Origin of the sequence: Mameliella sp. CS4 (assembly GCF_019392335.1) — a bacterium.
Lineage (GTDB): Bacteria > Pseudomonadota > Alphaproteobacteria > Rhodobacterales > Rhodobacteraceae > Antarctobacter.
The window spans coordinates 145371-164834 of sequence record NZ_JAHXRQ010000010.1 but is presented as its reverse complement, the minus strand read 5'-3'; the positions used below and the strand labels follow the sequence as shown (position 1 = coordinate 164834).

Genomic DNA, 19464 nt, shown 5'->3' with positions numbered 1-19464 from the left:
GAAGACCTTCTTCTCAGCGATCGCACTCGCCGCAACCGTCATCTTCTGGCTTTGAGTGAGAACGAGTCCTGACCCTACGCACTGGACCCTTATAGGAAGGTTCTTTATGGGGCGTATAAGTCTGGGTTTGTATGGTCTGGGGTTGAGTGCCCCGGTTATTCCTTTGTAATTTTTGAGGAGAAGTAATGTGGCCGGGAATGAATATATAACAGTTAACTTTTGTGATGCTGGCTTGAGTGGTCATGTGTCAATTGCTGTCAATGGGGTGGTCTATGAACAGCAATATGTAGGAGATGTGGGTCTGTTTAAGGGTTCGTCTGCGGGGCTGTCGTTCAGCGCCCCTGTTGGGCCGTCTGATGGTTTTATCCAAGATAAGGTTTTCCGAAGCAAGACCTGTAAAAACAATTTCATTTTCTGTGACCCCGGGCCAAGCTGAATTGATGGACAACTATATCTGGGGGCGGTTGGGCCCCAATAACTACAGCTTGATGGGTACTAATTGTGTTGAATTTGTTGATGATGTGCTGGAGGCTGGAAACTCGGTATGGGCGAGAAATAGTATTCGCCCAGAACGAGATCGAGGTCTTCGCGGGGCGGAAGGCGGTCGCAAAGCGATATCTCGACGGTCATGGCAGTCCCTCTGCACGGTTCCCGAAACGCTGCCGGGAGCAGAGCCCGGCCGGCCGAGCCGGTCAATCGCGCAGGATTAGCCCCACTCCTGCAACCGGGAGACGTAGCGCGCCAGCGTGTCGATCTCCAGGTTGATGCGGTCGCCCACTTTCACCCCGCCCCAGGTCGTCACCTCCTTGGTGTGCGGGATGAAGTTGATACCAAAATCGCATCCGTCGACCTCGTTCACTGTCAACGACGTGCCGTTCAGCGCCACCGATCCCTTGGGCGCGACGAATTTCGCCAGCGCCTCGGGCGCGCGAAAGGTGACGCGGGTGCTGTCACCCTCGTCCACCATGCCCACCACTTCGGCCACGCCGTCCACATGGCCGGACACGATGTGCCCGCCCAGTTCGTCGCCCACCTTGAGCGCGCGTTCCAGATTGATCCGCGTGCCCTCGGCCCAGTCACCGATGTTGGTCTTGGACACACTCTCGGCCGAGATATCGACGTCGAACCAACCCTCACCAAGTCCCACGACTGTCAGGCAGACACCGTTGCAGGCGATAGAGGCGCCCATGTCGATCCCCGAGGTCTCGTAAGAGGTGCCGATGCGGGCGCGCAGGTCGCCGCGATGCTCCAGCGCGCGAACGGTGCCCATGTCGGTGACGATCCCAGTGAACATCTCTTGCCCTTTCCCGGCCCGTAGAGCCTTAATTTCGCCGAACTCAAGCGGTAGAACTTTGTTCAGCAACCGGACATATAGCGGCATCATGGTCAAGGCAACTGGCGACAAACGGGTCTTTCTGTTCCTTCAGGGACCGCATGGGCCGTTCTTTCACCGGCTCGGCGCCATGCTGCGCAAGACCGGGGCAGAGGTCTGGCGCGTGGGTTTCAACGCCGGGGATCGCGCCTTCTGGTTCCACCCCAAAAGCTACCTGCCCTATCGCGGCGCGCCCGAGGACTGGCGCGACTGGTTTTGCGACCTGGTTGGGGCGCGCGGCATCACTGACATCGTGCTTTATGGCGACGTGCGCGCAATTCACGCCCAGGCGGTCGAGGAGGCAAAGGCGCGCGGGCTGACGGTGCATGTCTTCGAGGAAGGCTACATGCGGCCCTATTGGGTCACCTATGAACGTGGCGGATCGAACGGGCATTCGCGGCTGATGCGGATGAGCGTGGACGACATGCGCCGGGCGTTGGAGCTATCGGACATGGAGGCGCCTCTGCCCCCGGCCCACTGGGGTGACATGCGCCAGCACATCTTCTACGGCGCGCTCTACCATTGGTTCGTGATGTTCCGGAACGGGGACTATCGCAACTTTCAACCACATCGTTCGCTCAGCGTCTTCCAGGAATTCCTGCTGTATCTGAAACGGCTGCTGCTGATGCCCTTCAGTTGGGCGGATCGCGTCATCGCCACCACCCGCATTCGCATGGGCGGCTTTCCCTATCACCTGGCGCTGATGCAGCTGGAGCATGACTCCAGCTTCCAGCAGCATTCGCCCTTCGACACGATGCCTGACTTCGTCGACCTTGTGATCGCGGGTTTTGCCGAGGGCGCCCCGGGCCATCACCACCTGGTATTCAAGGCGCATCCGCTGGAAGACGGCCGCGCCCAGGTGCGCCGCGCCGTGGCGCAATCGGCCGCGAAACACGGCGTGACCGACCGGGTGCATTACGTCCGCGGTGGCAAGCTGGCGCAACTGCTGAACGATGCGCGCAGCGCTGTGACAGTCAATTCGACCGCCGCCCAGCAGGTGCTTTGGCGCGGCATCCCGATCAAGGTCTTCGGCGACGCGGTCTATGCCAAGCCCGAGTTCGTCTCGACCCAGCCTCTGCCCGAGTTCTTTGCCCAACCCACACGGCCGGACAACAAGGCCTACAAGGACTACCGGCGCTACCTGCTGGAAACCTCTCAGCTGCCCGGCGGCTTTTACTCGGCACGCGGGCGGCGGCAACTGCTGCGGCAGGTGGTGGACATGATGCTGTCGCCTGACGACCCCTATGATGCCCTGTCGCGCGGCACCGCGGCCCCGAGGCAACAGTTGCGCGTCGTGCACTGACGCGCGGGCAACCCCGGACTGGCTTTTTCGACCGGACTCCGGTAGGTTGCAGAAAAAACCTGAGGCAGAACAATACAGGTCGAGGAGACCGAGCAGTGAAACAACCCCCTCTCCGGTGGGCGCGTGGTGTCGCGCTCCTGGTCGCGGTATCGCTTGTGGCGTCCTGCGGCCTTCCCCGCGTTGGCCCCAACAAACGTGAAATCTTTGCCGGATCGGTCCAACGCGAGGGCGACGCCTTCATCGTTTCGGTGAACGACCGCGTCACACGGGCGACCTCCGTTGTTCCGGCGCTGGGGTTCACCGAGGGCTTCAAGAACGCGGGTGTCCTGGGCTCTGACACGATCCGCCCGGGCGATACGCTGGGCCTGACCATCTGGGAAAACGTCGATGACGGCCTGCTGGCCGGCGAGGCGGCCAATTCCACCATCCTCGAAGAGGTGCAGGTGGATGGCGCGGGCTTCATCTTTGTGCCCTACGCCGGGCGCATCCGCGCCGCGGGCAACACGCCCGAACGCATCCGCCGGATCATCACCGAACGGCTCGAAGACCAGACCCCGGACCCACAGGTCGAGGTGCGCCGCCTCGCGGGCGACGGATCGACCGTCAGCCTCGTGGGCGCCGTGGGTGGCCAGGGTGTCTATGCCATCGAACGACCGACGCGCACACTCTCTGCCATGCTGGCCCGCGCGGGCGGTATTTCCATCGACCCCGAGATCGCGCAGATCACCGTGTTGCGCGGCGATCACAAGGGCAAGATCTGGTTCCAGGACCTCTACGAGAACCCCAAGTTCGACATCGCCCTGCGCGGCGGCGACCGCATCCTTGTTGAGGAGGACACCCGTTCCTTCACAGCACTGGGGGCCACCGGCACCCAGGCCCGCGTGCCCTTCGACAGTCAGGTCATCTCCGCGGTCGAGGCGATTGCCCAGGTGGGCGGCCTGATGGCCGCCGCGGCCGACCCGACGGGCGTTTTCGTCCTGCGCAACGAACCGGCTGAAATCGCCAACCAGGTGCTGGGCCGCGACGACCTGATCGGCGCACAGCGCATGGTTTATGTCCTGGACCTGACCGAACCGAACGGCATGTTCATGGCGCGCGACTTCGTCATCCGCGACCAGGATACGCTATATGTGACAGAGGCGCCCTTTACCCAGTGGAACAAGGTGATCGCCGCCCTGACCGGCACGCTGGGCGCGGTCAGCACGCTGACAACCGCCGCCGACACGCTGTCGGGTGGCTGACGCGCCTTGACGACCGGACACACGGAAACGGTGAACGCCGGGGGTCCTCGCCCCCGGCGTTTGCACGTCTACAACGGCGGATTTCTCTGGCAGAGCCGGTTGCGCCGTATCCTGGGACTGGCCGGATACCGCGTGACCCTTGGCCGCCCCGGCCCGGATGACCTGGTGGGCGTCTGGGGGCAGTCCCCCACCGCGCACCGGGGCGAGGCTGTGGCCGCGCGCAGTGGCGCCGGGCTGGTTCGGATCGAGGACGCTTTCCTGCGCTCATTGCATCCCGGTCGCGCCGGAGAGCCCCCGCTTGGCCTCTTGATCGACCACTGCGGCGTGCATTTCGATGGCCGCACGCCATCCGACCTGGAAACCCTGCTGAACACACATCCACTCGACGACACCTCGCTGCTGGACCGCGCGCGGGGCGTCATGGCGCGCATGCAAGAGGCCCATCTCAGCAAGTATTCCGCCACAAGACTGGACGTGGACCCGCCCAAGCCGGGCTATGTGCTGGTGATCGACCAGACCCGTGGCGACGCCTCTGTCCGGGCCAGCGGGGCCGACCGCGCGCGTTTCCTCGAAATGCTCTTTGTCGCGCGCGAGGAAAATCCCGGCGCGCGCATCGTGCTGAAGACTCACCCAGAGTCCGGCGCGGGCTATCGTCCGGGGCACTATACGCCCGAGGACGCGGTGGGAGATGTTGCGCTCTTTGACGGTCCCGCCTCCCCCTGGGCGCTGCTGGAGGGGGCCACCTCGGTCTATACCGTTTCTTCCCAGATGGGGTTCGAGGCGATCCTCGCGGGACATCGCCCTCGTGTGTTCGGCCTTCCCTTTTACGCGGGCTGGGGGCTGACGCAGGACGAAGAGGTGATCCCGCGTCGCACCGCCCGACTGACACGCGCGCAGCTTTGTGCCGGGGCGATGATCCTCTACCCGCGCTGGTACGACCCGCATGGCGATCGACTCTGCGAAATCGAGGATACCCTGGGCGCGATCGAAGCGCAGGCGCGCGCCTGGCGGGAGGACAGGACCGGCTGGGTTGCCTCTGGTATGCGCCTGTGGAAAAGACGGCCATTGCAGAAATTCTTTGGTCAGACAAAGCGAATACGCTTTGAAGACGATGTAGACAAAGCTGGGGATATCGCCGCGCGAGAGGGTCGCAGCCATATGTGCTGGGCCAGCAAGGCGAGTGGAAAAGCCGTGCGGGTCGAAGACGGTTTCCTCAGATCGCGCGGTTTGGGGGCCGATCTGGTCCCGCCCCTGTCCCTGGTGCTGGATTCCGGGGGAATTTACTACGATCCCACCCGTTCTTCAGACCTTGAAGGCTGGATTCACAAACGTGCTGCTGGACTGCGACCGGACCAAACCCAACGTATCCACAGACTGATCCGTGATCTTGTCGCGGACGGCTTGTCCAAATACAATCTTTCCGGCTCCCTGCCCGATCTACCTGCGGGTCGCCGCATCCTGGTGCCCGGACAGGTCGAAGACGATGCCTCTATCCTGACGGGCAGCCCGGACATCCGGCGCAACGCCGATCTGTTGGCGCGTGTGCGTCAGGAAAACCCCGATGCAGTGATCCTGTGGAAGCCGCACCCGGACGTGGAGGCCGGTTTGCGGGCAGGAACAGTGGACAATCCGGACCAATGGGCCGATGTCGTACTGGACCGCTGCGATATCGGTGCGCTCCTGCGTCAGGTCGACGAGGTCTGGACCATGACGTCGCTCACCGGTTTCGAGGCGCTCTTGCGCGGATGCCGAGTGGTGACTCTGGGCGCGCCTTTCTATGCGGGCTGGGGCCTGACCCGGGATATCGGCCCGGTCCCCGCACGCCGCCTGCATGGCCCACGCCCCACACTCGAGGCGCTCGCCCATGCGACGCTGGTCGATTATCCGCGCTATTTCGACCCGCAGACAGGTTTACCTTGTTCCGTAGAATGCACGGTCAATCGTCTGAAAACCGGCAGGATTCCGTCTCCCGGTCCGGCGAACCGGGTGCTGGCGAAACTGCAGGGCGCGCTCGCGAGCCATGCCGATCTCTGGCGACGTTAAGGCTTTATTACAGTTAAGTGACATATTCCTCTGATAAAAAGTTATTTTCAGACTTATCCACAGGATGCTGACCCCTGGTTAACAAGGTGCAGCAACAATTAACCTTCTGTTAACACTTCGGATTACTCGCCTTGGCGGCGGCGCCAGACGTGCCGGATATCCGCACCCACGCCCACAACATCCACAAGGTCGAAACGGGGGGCCTCGTCCAGCCTGGCCACCCCCAGCGCACCGATCCCTGGATAACCTTCGGCCCCCAGTGCCATGCCCGCGGTGAAGACATGCAATTCGTCCACCAGGTCATGCAGCAAGAGCGAGGCGGCTAGCTGACCGCCCCCCTCGCAGAAGACCCGTGTCAGCCCTCCAGACCCCAGCGCGCGCAGCATGGCCAGCGGGTCGATACGTCCACCGGAGATCTGGCAGGGCAGCAGACGCGCTCCAACGCCCTCCCAGGCGGTCTTCAGTTCACTGCGCGCTTCGGGACCGTGGCAGAGCCAGAGCGGCACCTCGCGGGCGCTTTGCGCAAGCTGGCTCATCAGCGGCACGTCGATCAGGCGAGAGACGACGACGCGCACCGGCTGGCGCCTTTCTCCATAGCCGCGCACTGTCAGCTGGGGATCGTCAGCGCGGGCGGTGCCGGCGCCCACCATCACCGCGTCATGGCTGGCGCGCAGGGCGTGAACCGCGCGGCGGGCCTCCGGGCCGGTGATCCACTGGCTTTCTCCGGTCGCCGTGGCGATGCGCCCATCCACCGTCATGGCCAGTTTCAACGTCACCCAGGGTCGCCCCTGCGCGATCCGCAGGAAGAAACCGGCATGATCCGACAATGCCTGTTCCGCACCAATGCCGGTCGTGACCTCGACGCCATTTTTTCGCAGGTAGTCAAAGCCTTGTCCGTCGACCCTCGGGTCGCTGTCGGCGATGGGGGCCACCACGCGGGCCACGCCTGCTGCGACCAGGGCCTCGCAGCAGGGCGGTGTGGCACCGTGGTGCGCACAGGGTTCCAGGGTGACATAAGCCGTGGCGCCCCGCGCCGCCGCGCCAGCCATGTCCAGCGCAACGGTTTCCGCATGCGGTCTGCCGCCCGGCGCGGTCCAGCCGCGCCCGACAACACGACCGTCGCGGACAATCACGCACCCAACCGCCGGATTGGGCCAGCATTGCCCCATGCCGCGACGGCCCAGCGCCAGCGCATGGGCCATGTGTCGCCTATCGTCCGGTGTCACTTCTCGGCCTGGGTTTCTGGCCGCAGCTCGCTGACGAACTTGTCGAAATCGTCCGCCGCCTGGAAGTTCTTGTAGACGCTGGCAAAACGCACGTAGGCGACCGTATCGATCCGGGCGAGCGTCTCCATGACGATCTCGCCGATCATCTTCGACGGGATGTCTGTCTCACCCATGCTTTCCAGCCGCCGCACGATGCCGGAAATCATCTGGTCGATGCGCTCCGGGTCTATCGGGCGCTTCTGCAGCGCAATCCGGATCGAGCGTTCCAGCTTGTCCCGGTCAAAGTCCTCGCGCCGTCCGTTCGTCTTTATGACAACGAGATCCCGCAACTGGACCCGCTCATAGGTGGTGAAACGACCGCCGCAGGCGGGGCAGAACCTGCGCCGCCGGATCGAAACGTGATCCTCTGCCGGGCGAGAGTCCTTCACTTGGGTGTCGATATTTCCGCAAAACGGGCAGCGCATGGGCCCATCCCCTCGTTTTTCTTGGTGTTCCTGCCTCTGGCCATGGGGTTAACCCCCATTTATCCACAGCCACTATAGGTCAGCCGCCATAATTTGGGTAGAGGGGAATTGACGCCGCTAGATACGGCGCGGGATCAGCCGGGAATATGCCAATGCCGCCCGCGCGGGGTGGTGACATATTCCGGCCAGGGCAGATCGACCGGCGCCGGGTAGTCGGCCAGTGGCGGGATCGGGTTGGCGGCGCGGCGCTCCTCGAATTCGGCCCAACACTCCGCGCGCGCGGTCTGATCCGTCAGCAGGCGCAGTGCCGTGCGTGACAACACGCGGCCAGCGGTCTGCACAGTCGGGTCGATCAGCGCGGGGATGCCGCCTAGCGCGTTCATCGCCCAGGGCGGATAGGGCCCACCACGCAGTGCCGGGCGGCCAATGTAGATCCGTGCGGTCGGCGCGTGCCAGCACATGTCCGTATAGTCGTCCGAGGTGCTGTTCAACTGACCGGGTGGCAGATCCCGGCGCAGGATCGCCTCGGCCTCTTGCGGGGCGATCAGGCGGGTGCATTCGGGGATCAGCGGATCGTCGGTGGCCTCGCCCCCGCAGGCGCTCTGCACCTGTCGCGCAAGGTCCAGCGCCTCTGCACTGTAGTCCGGCGCCCCAACGTCCTGCAAAGCCTCCCAGGCAAGACCCGCCAGGGCGTGGTTGGGCAGGCCGGGGCGGGACTTGCTGACCCAGATCTTTTCGACCGTGCAGCCGGTGATCTGGGCGACATGATCGGCCAGCCGGTCCAGTTGCGCGGTGATCTGCTCGGCCATTTGCAGGTCGGGCATGCGCATGAGGTATTGCAGGTCGGCCTGACGTGCAGGCAGGTTGTCCGCCGTCGCCTGCCCCGTGGACAGGATCGCCTCTGACACGGACCAGCCGCCGCGATGCGGCAGCATGGACTCCCTCAGGGACCGGCCCATCTGGTACATTGTCACCAAGGCGTCATTGGCACCGGGTGCACGGACGTCGGAATGGCTTTGCGGGATCGGCGGCGCACCGTCGCCACCCTGCATCCAGGTCTGCGGCGCCTCACAGCGAAAGCGGTAGACAAAGGCATAGGCCGCGCCGCAATGGGTGTCCCAGCGAACGGTGTTGCAGAGCGGCAGCATGTAGAACGGGTGCCAGGACAGCATGGCCGCAAGCCCGTCATAATAGCCCGCCGCCGCGTGCAGGGGTTTGGACCCGCGCACCTTTTCCGCCGGTTCGCCGGTGATCTGCAACCCCCCGGGGATGCCGTGCGCCTGCATCGCCGCCTTGGTTGCCAGAACGCCGGCCAAGGCGCCCATGCCCAGGGCCGAATGCGGGTCCGTATGGCCTGCCGCCAGCGGGCCAAGCCCCTCGCGCGGGGCCTCGAACGGGACCGGAGCCTGGCAATTGGCCGGCACCGCGTCGTATTCGGCATACATGCCGATCATCGGTCCGTCGCCTTGCGACCAGCGCGCACAAAAGGCAGTGGGCATCCCGGCAGAGCCTTCTTCGACCTCGAAGCCCTCTTCGCGGAGCCGCGCGACGTACCATTCGGCAGAGCGATACTCTCGCCACGCCGGTTCACCATAGTCGAAAATCCGTGCGCACCAGGCCGAGAGATCCCCGGCATGGTCCGCGATCCAGCGGTCCGCTGTGTCTTTGCTCACGTTCAGAACTTCCTTGGGTCGGATGCCTCGCGCAGGTAGGCTGGCATGGTCTGTGCCTCCCCAGATAGCAGCAACTGGCCCCGGTCTTCCATCCATTGCGCGATTTCGTCGGGCGTCGGATCGACCAGGTCGATCCATTCGAGACACCATTCCATTTCCTGCAACAGCACCTCATCCGGGATATGCGACAGCGAGACGTCCGGCTCATTCCAGCGCGGGCCGCCCAAGAAGACGGCGGCATACATGATCTTGGCCTTCTTGGGGGGCGTCCCGTTGACCAGCAGCGCCTCGTAGAACATGCGATGGACCTCGCGCCACCCGCGTTTGCGATAGGTGGACAGTTCCTCGTTGCCGACACCGCAATAGGCGTCATGCAGCGCTGCTGCCATCAGGTATTCTCGGCTTTGCCGGTCGCCGATCAGCGGCGCAAAGATCACCGGGATGGTGGCGCCATCGGTCAGCGTCTGCGGCGGCGCCGTCCAGGTGTCGCCACTGGCGTCGATGAAATCGATCTTGGCCCGTGTCGGCAGGAAAGCGTGGTGAAAGTTCTCGATGAAGACCGGCTCGCCGGCCATCTGCAGCGGCCCGCCGATAAAGCGGCACAGCCGGTCGCGGCTTTGCACCTCGAGACAGGTCGAGGCCTTGGCCGCCGCGCTGCGGGCCAGATATTCAGGCAAACCGATCACGGCCCCGGCCCCGCCTGCGACGAGCAGGAGGCCAATGGCAAAAAGCGCCCGACCTTTCGTCTTGCGTTGCATGAGTTCAATCCCGGTTACGGTCTGGAAATCCTGTCAGGTCTGCGTAGCAGTCTACCAGCGCGGGTCCTTGGAACAATGGCGGAAAACCTCACCCGCCGATATGGGCGAGGATCTCGCGCCGGTGCGGCGCGTCCCTGTGTTCGAAGAGGTAGATGCCCTGCCAGGTGCCCAGCCCCAACCCTCCCCGTACCAGGGGAATGGACAGGCTGACCGGCAGCAAAGCGGCCTTGATATGGGCGGGCATGTCGTCCGGCCCCTCACAGCGGTGGGTCAGGTACTCCATTTCAGGCGTGTCTGCGCGTGGCACCAATCGGGCGAAATAGGCGTCCAGATCGCGCCGCACATCCGGATCGGCGTTTTCCTGGATCAGCAGGCTGGCCGAGGTGTGGCGCAGGAACAGGGTGCACAGCCCCTCTTGCGCCCCGACAGCGGCGGCCCATTGCGCCACCTCTCTGGTGATCTCATAGAGACCGGCACCATCTGTGTGAACGGTAAAGCTGGTCTGTGGCATGGCCTTCCCCGACTTAGCGGCGCGTCAACCTTTTTGGCATCCGACCCCCGGAACCGCAACGGCCCGATCACCCCGTCAACGCGGACAAAAGCCAGCCTCGACTGGACGGGACCGTCAAAAATATGACCAACACCAGTTGCAGCAGGCAAATTGCGTTCAAGACAGAGGCGAAAGGCTGCTTGCTTGTCTTGTGGCGAAAGAGCCGCTGCCCGGCTTTGGCCCCTATGGACCCTCCGAGGCATGCGAAAGTCAGCAAGGTCCGTTCGGGCACGCGCCAGCGCCCCCGGCGCGCGCGCGTCTTGTCCAGCCAGAACAGGAAAAACGTAAGAAGGTTCAAAGCCAAAAACAGGCCGGCAAGACCCTGAACGGAGCCCATCGCTCCTGTCACCGCGTCGAAATCCATACAGCCCCTGTCCGGATTCAGTCGAAGAGACGAGCGCCCATTTGGTCGATCATCTGTTTCGCCTTCCGGATCGAAGCCTCTTCGGCTTCATCCCGATCGCGGATCATGTCGGCGCGGATCAACTGGTGACTGCGGGGGTCGCCGTTCACTTCGCCCTCGATCAGGGCGCCGATGCGGAACTGACCACCTTCGGCCGCGGGCTGCGGCGTGATCCGAAAGCCCTCGTATTCGACGGTCTGGGCGGCGGGCGTTTCCGCCCCGCCGCCATTGCCGCCAAACAGGCGTTTCAGCAGCGACATGCGCTTATTGGTCCAGGAAGCTGCGCAGCTTGCGCGACCGCGACGGGTGCTTGAGCTTTCGCAGGGCCTTGGCCTCGATCTGGCGGATGCGTTCGCGGGTCACGCTGAACTGCTGGCCGACCTCTTCCAGCGTGTGGTCGGTGTTCATGCCGATACCGAAACGCATGCGCAGCACCCGTTCCTCGCGCGGCGTGAGCGAAGACAGAACCCGTGTCGTGGTTTCCTTCAGGTTTTCCTGAATGGCGGAATCCAGCGGCAGGATCGCATTCTTGTCCTCGATGAAGTCCCCAAGCTGGCTGTCTTCCTCGTCCCCGATCGGGGTTTCGAGAGAGATCGGCTCCTTGGCGATCTTCATCACCTTCCGGACCTTCTCCAACGGCATCTGGAGTTTTTCGGCCAGCTCCTCCGGCGTCGGCTCGCGGCCGATCTCGTGCAGCATCTGGCGCCCGGTGCGGACCAGCTTGTTGATCGTCTCGATCATGTGGACCGGGATACGGATGGTGCGGGCCTGGTCCGCGATGGACCGGGTGATCGCCTGACGGATCCACCATGTTGCGTAGGTCGAGAACTTGTAGCCGCGGCGGTACTCGAACTTGTCGACCGCCTTCATCAGGCCGATGTTGCCTTCCTGAATGAGGTCGAGGAACTGCAGCCCACGGTTCGTGTACTTCTTGGCGATCGAGATCACGAGGCGCAGGTTGGCCTCGACCATTTCCTTTTTCGCCTGCCGCGCCTCTTTCTCACCCTTCTGCACCTGGTTCACGATGCGGCGGAATTCGCTGATGTCCAGGCCGACATACTGGCCGACCTGTGCCATGTCCGCGCGCAGTTCCTCGACCTTGTCCGAAGAGCGATCGATGAACATCTGCCAGCCGCGCCCGGATTTCTGCGACATGCGCTCCATCCAGTTGGGGTCAAGCTCGTGGCCACGGTATTCCTCGACGAATTCACGACGGTTGATGCGGGCCTGGTCGGCCAGTTTCACCATTGCGCTGTCGATGGACATGATGCGCTTGTTGATGCCGTAAAGCTGGTCGATCAGCGCCTCGATCCGGTTATTGTGCAGGTGCAAACCGTTGACCAGTTCGACGATCTCCGAGCGCAACTTCTGGTACAGCGCCTCGTCCTGTGCATCGAAGGAGCCGTCCTCGTTCAGGGTCGCCGAGATCCGGCTGTCCTGCATTTCGGCCAGCGCCTCGTAGTCCTGGGCGATGCGGTCGAGCGTTTCCAGAACCCGCGGCTTGAGCGCGGTTTCCATCGCGGCGAGCGACATGTTGGCCTGCTCGTCGTCGTCTTCATCGTCTTCCTTGGCAATGGGATTGCCGTCGGCGTCGTATTCCGGCTCATCGCTCTTGGGCTTGGCAGAGGTCTCGACGTTTGCGGTGTCGACGACGGGTTCGCCGATACCACCTTCCTCGTCCATCTGGCCCGAGAAGGTGGTCTCGAGGTCGATCACGTCGCGCAGCAGAATGTCCTCGGACAGAAGTTCGTCGCGCCAGATCGTGATCGCCTGGAAGGTCAGCGGGCTCTCGCAGAGGCCCAGGATCATCGTGTTGCGACCGGCCTCGATGCGCTTGGCGATGGCGATCTCGCCCTCGCGACTCAGCAGTTCGACGCTGCCCATCTCGCGCAGGTACATGCGCACCGGGTCGTCGGTCCGGTCGAGCTTTTCGGCGCCACCGCCCGACAGCGTGACCTCACCCGCCTTCTTGGTTTCGACCAGATCGGTCGTTCCCTTGTTGTCGTCCTCTTCCTGTTCTTCTTCCTCGGTGACCTGGATGCCCATTTCGGAGAGCATCGACATCACGTCCTCGATCTGGTCGGAAGAGACCTGATCGGGGGGAAGAACCTGGTTGAGCTGATCGTAGGTGATGTACCCACGCTCACGCGCCTCGGCGATCATTTTCTTGACCGCTGTCTGGCTCATGTCGAGGCTGATTTCCTCTTCCTGATCTTCGGACTTTACGTCTTCGTTGTCCTTGGCTGCCATGCGGCTCTCCTGATGAGGGGCTCGGGAACGGGGGCGATTCGATAAACCGACTCATTAGCGCGATTCGGTGATTCGCACACCCGTCTAACCATATTTCTTTACCAGTTCGTCACCAATTCGCTGCTTATTTGCGGCTTTTGTCGAATCGAATCTGTGACAGGAGCGAATCAAACGCACTGCGTTCCTCGCGGTCGATCGGGGCCCCGTTGGGGCCAATGTCATAGTCTGCGTCATCCTCGTCGCGGCGGCGTCCGGCCTGTGCGCGCACGCGCGCGGCCTCTGCCAGGCGCCAGGTCAGGGCTTCGTCGGCCCGTGCCTCGAGATCTTCCTGGGCTTCCTTCATTTCCAGCTGCCAGCCATCCTGCGCGGCCAGCTTGGCCAGTTCCTCTGCAACCGTCAGCCGGGCAAGCTCGGCGTTTCCGGGTGCCCGGATACAGGGCACCACGGCGACATGGCGTCCGGACCGAAGGTTTTCAAGGGCATCGGGGCCAAGCGCCGCCTCGACCACGTCCAGCATCCTGTCAGTGTCACCAAGACCTCGCAGAATCGCGTCGCGCAGAACCGTCAGCTCGGTGTCGGCACAGGCCATATCCTCCAGTTGGGCCTCGAATTCCTCGGCAATATCGGGCGCCGACAGGATCGCGGCCAGGATCACCTCCTGGCGCAGACGGCGCTCTCCCTCTTCTCCGCCAGAGGCCAGCCGCGATGACTTGGCCCCGGCGGTCGGCACCGCGGCCACCTGTTGCTGGAAACGCCCCCCACCCCGGAACGGACGGTCTGGGCGGGGCGGACGTGCCGGGCGAAAGGCCTGGTAACGCAGCTCCTTGAGCGCTTCGCCATAGTGATGGCGCAACGTCGGGTCCTGGATCTTGCCGATCCGGGTCCGCAGCGCCTTGTCCAGCGCGGCGCGGCGTTCGGGGCTGTCCAGCACCAGGCCGTCGGTTTCCTGTCGCCAAAGCAGTTGTACCATCGGCAGCGCGCCGTCCAGCACCTTGGCCACGGCCTCCGGGCCCTCGGCACGCAACAGATCGTCGGGGTCCTTGCCCTCGGGCATGATCGCAAAGCGCAGTCCCTTGCCCGCCTCTAGCAGCGGCAGGGCCAGGTCGATGACCCGATAGGCCGCGTTCAGGCCCGCCTTGTCCCCGTCCAGCGCAATCACCGGCTCGTTCGAGACGCGCCACATCTGCTGCAGCTGCGGTTCGGTCACGGCGGTGCCCAGCGGCGCCACAGAGGCGGCGAATCCCGCCTCGCTCAGCGCGATCACGTCCATGTAGCCCTCGGCCACGATCAATCGCTGGCCCCGACCCGCCGCCTCGCGCGCGGGCTTGAGGTTGAACAGGTTGCGCGACTTGTCGAACAGCTCGGTTTCGGGAGAGTTGAGATATTTCGCGTTGTCGTTCGGATCCATGGCCCGCCCGCCAAGGGCGATGGCCCGACCCCGTCCGTCGCGGATCGGGAACATGATGCGGTTGCGGAAGACATCATAGGGCGCGCGCCCCTTGTCAGAGGCCCGCACCAGCCCGGCGCCCAGCAACAGGTCGACCTCGACACCGCGCCCTGTCAGCGCCTGACGCAGGTTTTCCCATCCCGGCGGGGCAAAGCCGATCTCCCAGCGTTCCAGCGCCGCCTCGTCCAGCCCGCGCCGCGCCAGGTAGGCGCGCGCCTCGGCCCCTGCCCCGGTCTTGAGCTGCAGTCGGAAAAAGCCCACCGCCTGTTCCATGACTTCGCTCAGCAGGGTCCGGCGGTCGGCCTTTTCCTGCGCGCGCGGGTCCTGCTTGGGCACCTCCATCCCGGCCTCCTGGGCCAGGATCTCGATCGCTTCCATGAAGCCGACGTTCTCTGTCTCGCGGACAAAGGAAATCGCGTCACCTTTGGCGTGGCACCCAAAGCAATAGTAATAGCCCTTGCGGTCATCTACATGAAAAGATGCGGTTTTTTCATGGTGAAAGGGGCACGGCGCCCATAGGTCGCCCTTGCCCTGGTTGGATTTCCGATTGTCCCACAACACCTTGCGGCCCACCACCTGCGAAAGGCTGGTGCGGTTGCGCAGCTCATCAAGGAATCCGGGGGGGAGGCTCATGCCTCTCAATATCGTCCGGCGCGGCCCATAGGCAAGGGGGCAGAGTCAGCCCGGCTTAGAGCGCCTCGCATTGCGCGCGCGCAGCCTTGCCCACCTCGGGCGTCAGTTGCGCCTCGGGCAGCAGAAAGATGAAATCCACCAATTGCCCAGCGGCATCCTTTCCCATTTCCCGGGTCATGGTGCGGCGCACCTTTGCCTTGCTCTCCCCGTCCAGGCGGGCTTGCACAGCGGTGTTGAACCAGGTCTCTGTCTGGACGCATTTGTTCGCATCCTGCGCCACCGCGGTGGACGCTCCGAACCCGAGAACAGCGATCATGACCAATGCGCGCATGGCGGTTTCCTTTCTGCCGGACTGCACTGGGTTCTAGCCCGCGGCCCGCCGCCCGGCAACCGAGGCCATGACATCGGCAATTTCATGCGCAAGCGTCCGCGCCATCGAACGAAAACACATGATCTGCAGCCCCTCTGCCCGGCGGCTGATCGAGACTGTCATGTGCTGGCAAAGCGTCCGCGCCGCAGAGCTCTCGGGAAAGGCGGCGGGTCGCAGGTCAATCGGGACAAGGCGCGCCAGCACGTCTTCGGCACCCTCGCCGGCCAGCAGGACAACCGCCCAGGCATCGGACTGGTCCGTCATGGCGGCATGGTCGGCGAGAGTCGGATCCGGCTCTGGCCCCATCAGGAAAGCCTGGTCTCGCCCTGTCCAGACGCAAGCCACCCCCTCGGCCCGCGTCACCTGGCCCGGCGCGGGAAACCCCAGGCCATAGGCCACCTCCAGCGCCCTGGACAGGGCCGCGCCCTGCCCCGGGAAAGGCATCAGAGAGGTGATCCGCCCCGGGTCCAGCTCGCTCAGGGTCACATCGCCCTTGCGCAGCGGCAACAGCCCGCTGCAGGGCGTCAAAGCCGTCAGGTCAACCACGCAATCGCCCTCCATCCGTGTCCAAGGCGACCGGATCGGTCACGATACAGGTCTCTGCGGTGCCCCGGACATGATCGACCATCCTGATCTCCTCTCCATGCCGCGCGCGCCCGTTCCTGAGAAAGCCCAGCCCCAGATAGGTCCCCAGCGACGGCGAGAACCCGACCGACGTGACATATCCCAGATCGTTGGTTCGCACCGGCTCTGCCCCCTCGTCGAACAGATGCGCCCCGGCGGTCAGCGCCCGCCCCGTGGTGACAGGGCGCAGACCCACCAGCTGTTCGCGGTCCTCCTCGACAAGGCCCGGGCGCGCGGCCAGCGCCTTGCCGATGCAGTCCTTCTTGGCCGAGATCATGCGCGCAAAGCCGATGTCAAAGGCGGTGGTGCGCCCGTGGATCTCGGCATGGGTGATATGGCCCTTTTCGATCCGCAGCACGTTCAGCGCCTCCATCCCGTAGGGCCCGCCGCCCAGCGCCTCTGCCCGGCCCAGCAGCACTTCGAAAAGGCTCGCGCCATAGCGCGCAGGCACGGCGATCTCATAGGCATGTTCACCGGAAAAGCTGATCCTGAACAGCCGCGCCGCCACGCCGCCGATACTGACCGGCCCGCACTGCATGAACGGAAAGCTGTCGTCGTCGATGGGGCTGTCCAGCAGCCCGTTCAGCACCTCGCGCGACTTGGGTCCGGCCACGGCGAACTGCGCCCAATGTTCCGTGACCGAGATGAAGCGCGCATCGATCTGCCGGCAATACGCCTGCCGCACCCAGTCGAGATGTTTCATCACCTGCCCCGCGGCGGCGGTGGTGGTGGTCATCACCCATTGGTTCTCCGACAGCCGCGCGGTGGTGCCGTCGTCCATGACATGCCCGTCCTCGCGCAGCATCAGCCCATAGCGTACGCGCCCCGGCTTTAGCGTCGAGAAGGTGTTGGCGTAGACGAAATCGAGGAAGGCGCCCACATCGCGCCCCTGCAGGTCAATCTTGCCCAGGGTCGAGACATCGCAGATGCCCACGGTCTCGCGCACCATCTTGACCTCGCGGGCACAGCTTTCCTGCCAGGTGGTTTCGCCGGGTTTCGGAAAATACGAGGGACGATACCACAGTCCCGCCTCCACCATCGGCGCGCCCCGCGCGACACTGGCCTCGTGCGAGGTGGTGAACCGCTGCGGGGCAAACCCCTTGCCCTGTGCCCCGGCTCCCATCGCCGCGATGGAAACCGGCACGTAGGGCGGGCGGAACGTGGTTGTGCCGGTTTCGGGAATGTCGCGTCCCGTGGCATCGGCGAGGATCGCCAGCGCCTGCACGTTCGAGCTTTTGCCCTGGTCGGTGGCCATGCCCTGCGTCGTGTAGCGCTTCATGTGCTCGACGCTGCGATAGTTCTCGGTCGCGGCCTGTTTGACGTCCTTGACGGTCACGTCGTTCTGGAAATCCAGCCAGGCGCGGCCCTTGCCCGGCACGGCCCAGAGACGGCGGATCCGGTAGGCCTCGTCGCCAGCCTCCGGGATCACCGGCAAGTCGCCGCTGAAGCCAAGCGCCTGTGCCGCCGCCAGCCCCGCTTCGGCACCTTCGCGCAGGCAGGCGGTCGTGGAAAACGTCCCGCGCGCGGCCCCGGCCACGCTCATCCCCGGCACAGCGCCCTCGCGCGGGACAAAACCCGCGATACGCTCGTCCCAGACGGGCCGACCGTTCAGGTGACAGGTCAGGTGCACGGCGGGATTCCAGCCACCCGAAACGCCCAGCGCCTCGGCCTGCAACCGCTTGATCGCCCCCTGCGGCCCGACAAGGTCCACGGCTTCCACCCCCTTGGCGCCATGCGCCCGTGCCACTTGCCAGCCGGGAAAGAAGGGCACGTCGCCTGCCAGGTTCTCGGCGTCATGGCGGCTGTCGACCAGCGCCACGACCTCCAGCCCTGCATGCTGCATGTCGCGCGCAGAGCGATGGGCATCATCGTTGTTGCCAAAGATCACCACGCGGCGCCCCGGCGCCACGCCCCAGCGGTTCAGGTAGGCGCGAAGCGCGCCCGCCATCATCACGCCGGGGCGGTCATTGTCGCGAAAGGCGACGTGCCGCTCCAGCGCCCCGGTACAAAGCACCACGCGCTTTGCCGCGATCCGCCAGAAACACTCCAGAGGCGCATCGCCCGGATCGGCCAGGTGCTGCGTCACCCGTTCCAGCGCGCCGTAGGTGCCACCGTCGTAGGCGCCGGTCACCGTGGTGCGCGGCATCAGGCGGACGTTTTCCATCGTCGCCAGTTCGCCGGCCAGAGCCGTCGCCCAGCTGCACCCCGCCTCGCCATCGACATCTTCGTCCTCGGCCTGCAGCCGCCCGCCGAAACAGCAATCCTCGGAAGCCAGGATCACATCGGCCCCCGTCCGCGCCGCCGTCAGCGCCGCCATCAGCCCGGCCGGACCGCCACCGATCACCAGCACATCGCAAAAGGCATAGGCCTTTTCATATCGGTCGGCATTGGCCATACCCGACAGCGCGCCCAAGCCAGCGGCCCGGCGGATCATCGGCTCGTAGAGCTTCTCCCAAAAACTCTTGGGCCACATGAAGGTCTTGTAATAGAACCCGGCGCCAAAGAACGGCGCGGCGAGATCGTTCACCCCCAGCACGTCGAAATCCAGCGAGGGCCAGCGGTTCTGGCTGACGGCCTCCAGCCCCTCGTACAGTTCCTGCACCGTGGCCCGGGTGTTCGGATCGGCTTCTGCACCGCTGCGCACGGTGACCAGGGCGTTGGGCTCCTCGGAGCCGGCGGTCAGCACCCCGCGCGGGCGGTGATATTTGAAACTGCGCCCCATCAGCCGCACGTCAGCGCCCAAGAGCGCCGAGGCCAGCGTATCCCCGGCAAAGCCGCTGAACGCCTTGCCGTCAAAGGTGAATTTCACCGGGCGGTCGCGATCCACCCGGCCCTTGCCATCAATCCGCATCGGCACGCTCCACCAACCCGACCGAGAACACCTCGTGCGTGACCGTATCGCGCTCCACCACCAGCCAGGCGGTGCACCCTGCCTCGTGATACCAAAGCTCGCGGGCGCGCCCTGCCGGGTTGTCGCGCAGGTGCAGCCAGTCGACCCAATCCTGCGACGGGGCGCCGGGATCGGGACGGTCCAGCATCACCGCATCCCCCTGGTAGTAGAACTCGCGCCGGTCGCGGTCGCCGCAAATGGGACAGGTCAAGCGCAT

Annotated in this window: 18 protein-coding genes; 4 read left to right on the top strand and 14 right to left on the bottom strand. The window is 64.5% G+C overall.

Annotated elements, in window-relative coordinates:
- Window positions 1-187: 187 nt before the first annotated feature.
- Complete coding sequence (locus KZZ07_RS14155) at window positions 188-436, top strand: hypothetical protein (RefSeq protein ID WP_219514958.1); 249 nt, start codon at window positions 188-190, stop codon at window positions 434-436.
- A 270-nt stretch (window positions 437-706) separates the two neighbouring features.
- Here KZZ07_RS14155 and KZZ07_RS14150 read toward each other — a convergent pair whose 3' ends face one another.
- Window positions 707-1294, bottom strand: coding sequence for a riboflavin synthase (locus KZZ07_RS14150; protein ID WP_219514957.1), 588 nt, complete (start codon window positions 1292-1294; stop codon window positions 707-709).
- Between the two features lie 88 nt (window positions 1295-1382).
- Between KZZ07_RS14150 and KZZ07_RS14145 the strand changes: the two genes are divergently transcribed.
- From KZZ07_RS14145 to KZZ07_RS14135, 3 genes are all read left to right on the top strand, one after another.
- Entirely contained in the window at window positions 1383-2675 is a 1293-nt protein-coding gene (locus KZZ07_RS14145; protein WP_219514956.1) for a capsule polysaccharide biogenesis protein, read from the top strand.
- Window positions 2676-2770: 95 nt separating this feature from the next.
- Complete coding sequence (locus KZZ07_RS14140; RefSeq protein WP_219514955.1) at window positions 2771-3916, top strand: polysaccharide biosynthesis/export family protein; 1146 nt, start codon at window positions 2771-2773, stop codon at window positions 3914-3916.
- Window positions 3917-3922: 6 nt separating this feature from the next.
- Entirely contained in the window at window positions 3923-5959 is a 2037-nt protein-coding gene (locus KZZ07_RS14135) for a capsule polysaccharide biogenesis protein (RefSeq protein ID WP_255564349.1), read from the top strand.
- 122 nt (window positions 5960-6081) lie between these two features.
- Here the strand turns inward: KZZ07_RS14135 and ribD are convergent, their stop codons facing one another.
- The 13 genes from ribD to KZZ07_RS14070 form a co-directional block, all read right to left on the bottom strand.
- Window positions 6082-7185, bottom strand: a complete 1104-nt coding sequence (gene ribD / locus KZZ07_RS14130; RefSeq protein ID WP_367181453.1) for a bifunctional diaminohydroxyphosphoribosylaminopyrimidine deaminase/5-amino-6-(5-phosphoribosylamino)uracil reductase RibD — start codon at window positions 7183-7185, stop codon at window positions 6082-6084.
- Complete coding sequence (nrdR, locus tag KZZ07_RS14125; protein WP_043144595.1) at window positions 7182-7649, bottom strand: transcriptional regulator NrdR; 468 nt, start codon at window positions 7647-7649, stop codon at window positions 7182-7184. Before nrdR ends, ribD begins: the two co-directional genes overlap by 4 nt.
- A 134-nt stretch (window positions 7650-7783) precedes the next feature.
- Complete coding sequence (locus tag KZZ07_RS14120; protein WP_370631166.1) at window positions 7784-9322, bottom strand: zinc-binding metallopeptidase family protein; 1539 nt, start codon at window positions 9320-9322, stop codon at window positions 7784-7786.
- Between the two features lie 2 nt (window positions 9323-9324).
- On the bottom strand, window positions 9325-10080 hold the full coding sequence (locus KZZ07_RS14115) for a DUF1353 domain-containing protein (RefSeq protein WP_219514953.1): 756 nt from the start codon (window positions 10078-10080) through the stop codon (window positions 9325-9327).
- Between the two features lie 88 nt (window positions 10081-10168).
- Window positions 10169-10591, bottom strand: a complete 423-nt coding sequence (locus KZZ07_RS14110) for a secondary thiamine-phosphate synthase enzyme YjbQ (RefSeq protein ID WP_219514952.1) — start codon at window positions 10589-10591, stop codon at window positions 10169-10171.
- Between the two features lie 67 nt (window positions 10592-10658).
- Window positions 10659-10994 (bottom strand): DUF1294 domain-containing protein, encoded by a 336-nt coding sequence (locus KZZ07_RS14105; protein ID WP_255564348.1) that lies wholly within the window; start codon window positions 10992-10994, stop codon window positions 10659-10661.
- Between the two features lie 17 nt (window positions 10995-11011).
- Window positions 11012-11293: an HlyU family transcriptional regulator gene (locus KZZ07_RS14100; RefSeq protein WP_219514950.1), complete on the bottom strand. Its 282-nt coding sequence runs from the start codon at window positions 11291-11293 to the stop codon at window positions 11012-11014.
- A 4-nt stretch (window positions 11294-11297) separates the two neighbouring features.
- On the bottom strand, window positions 11298-13283 hold the full coding sequence (gene rpoD, locus KZZ07_RS14095; RefSeq protein ID WP_219514948.1) for an RNA polymerase sigma factor RpoD: 1986 nt from the start codon (window positions 13281-13283) through the stop codon (window positions 11298-11300).
- 124 nt (window positions 13284-13407) lie between these two features.
- Window positions 13408-15363, bottom strand: coding sequence for a DNA primase (dnaG, locus tag KZZ07_RS14090; RefSeq protein ID WP_219514946.1), 1956 nt, complete (start codon window positions 15361-15363; stop codon window positions 13408-13410).
- A 55-nt stretch (window positions 15364-15418) separates the two neighbouring features.
- Entirely contained in the window at window positions 15419-15694 is a 276-nt protein-coding gene (locus KZZ07_RS14085; RefSeq protein WP_219514944.1) for a hypothetical protein, read from the bottom strand.
- A gap of 33 nt (window positions 15695-15727) precedes the next feature.
- Window positions 15728-16279, bottom strand: a complete 552-nt coding sequence (locus tag KZZ07_RS14080; protein ID WP_219514942.1) for a sarcosine oxidase subunit gamma — start codon at window positions 16277-16279, stop codon at window positions 15728-15730.
- Entirely contained in the window at window positions 16272-19208 is a 2937-nt protein-coding gene (locus KZZ07_RS14075; RefSeq protein WP_219514940.1) for a sarcosine oxidase subunit alpha family protein, read from the bottom strand. Before KZZ07_RS14075 ends, KZZ07_RS14080 begins: the two co-directional genes overlap by 8 nt.
- The gene (locus tag KZZ07_RS14070) at window positions 19198-19464 is read right to left on the bottom strand and encodes a sarcosine oxidase subunit delta (RefSeq protein WP_219514937.1); all 267 of its coding nucleotides are present in this window, start codon (window positions 19462-19464) and stop codon (window positions 19198-19200) included. Before KZZ07_RS14070 ends, KZZ07_RS14075 begins: the two co-directional genes overlap by 11 nt.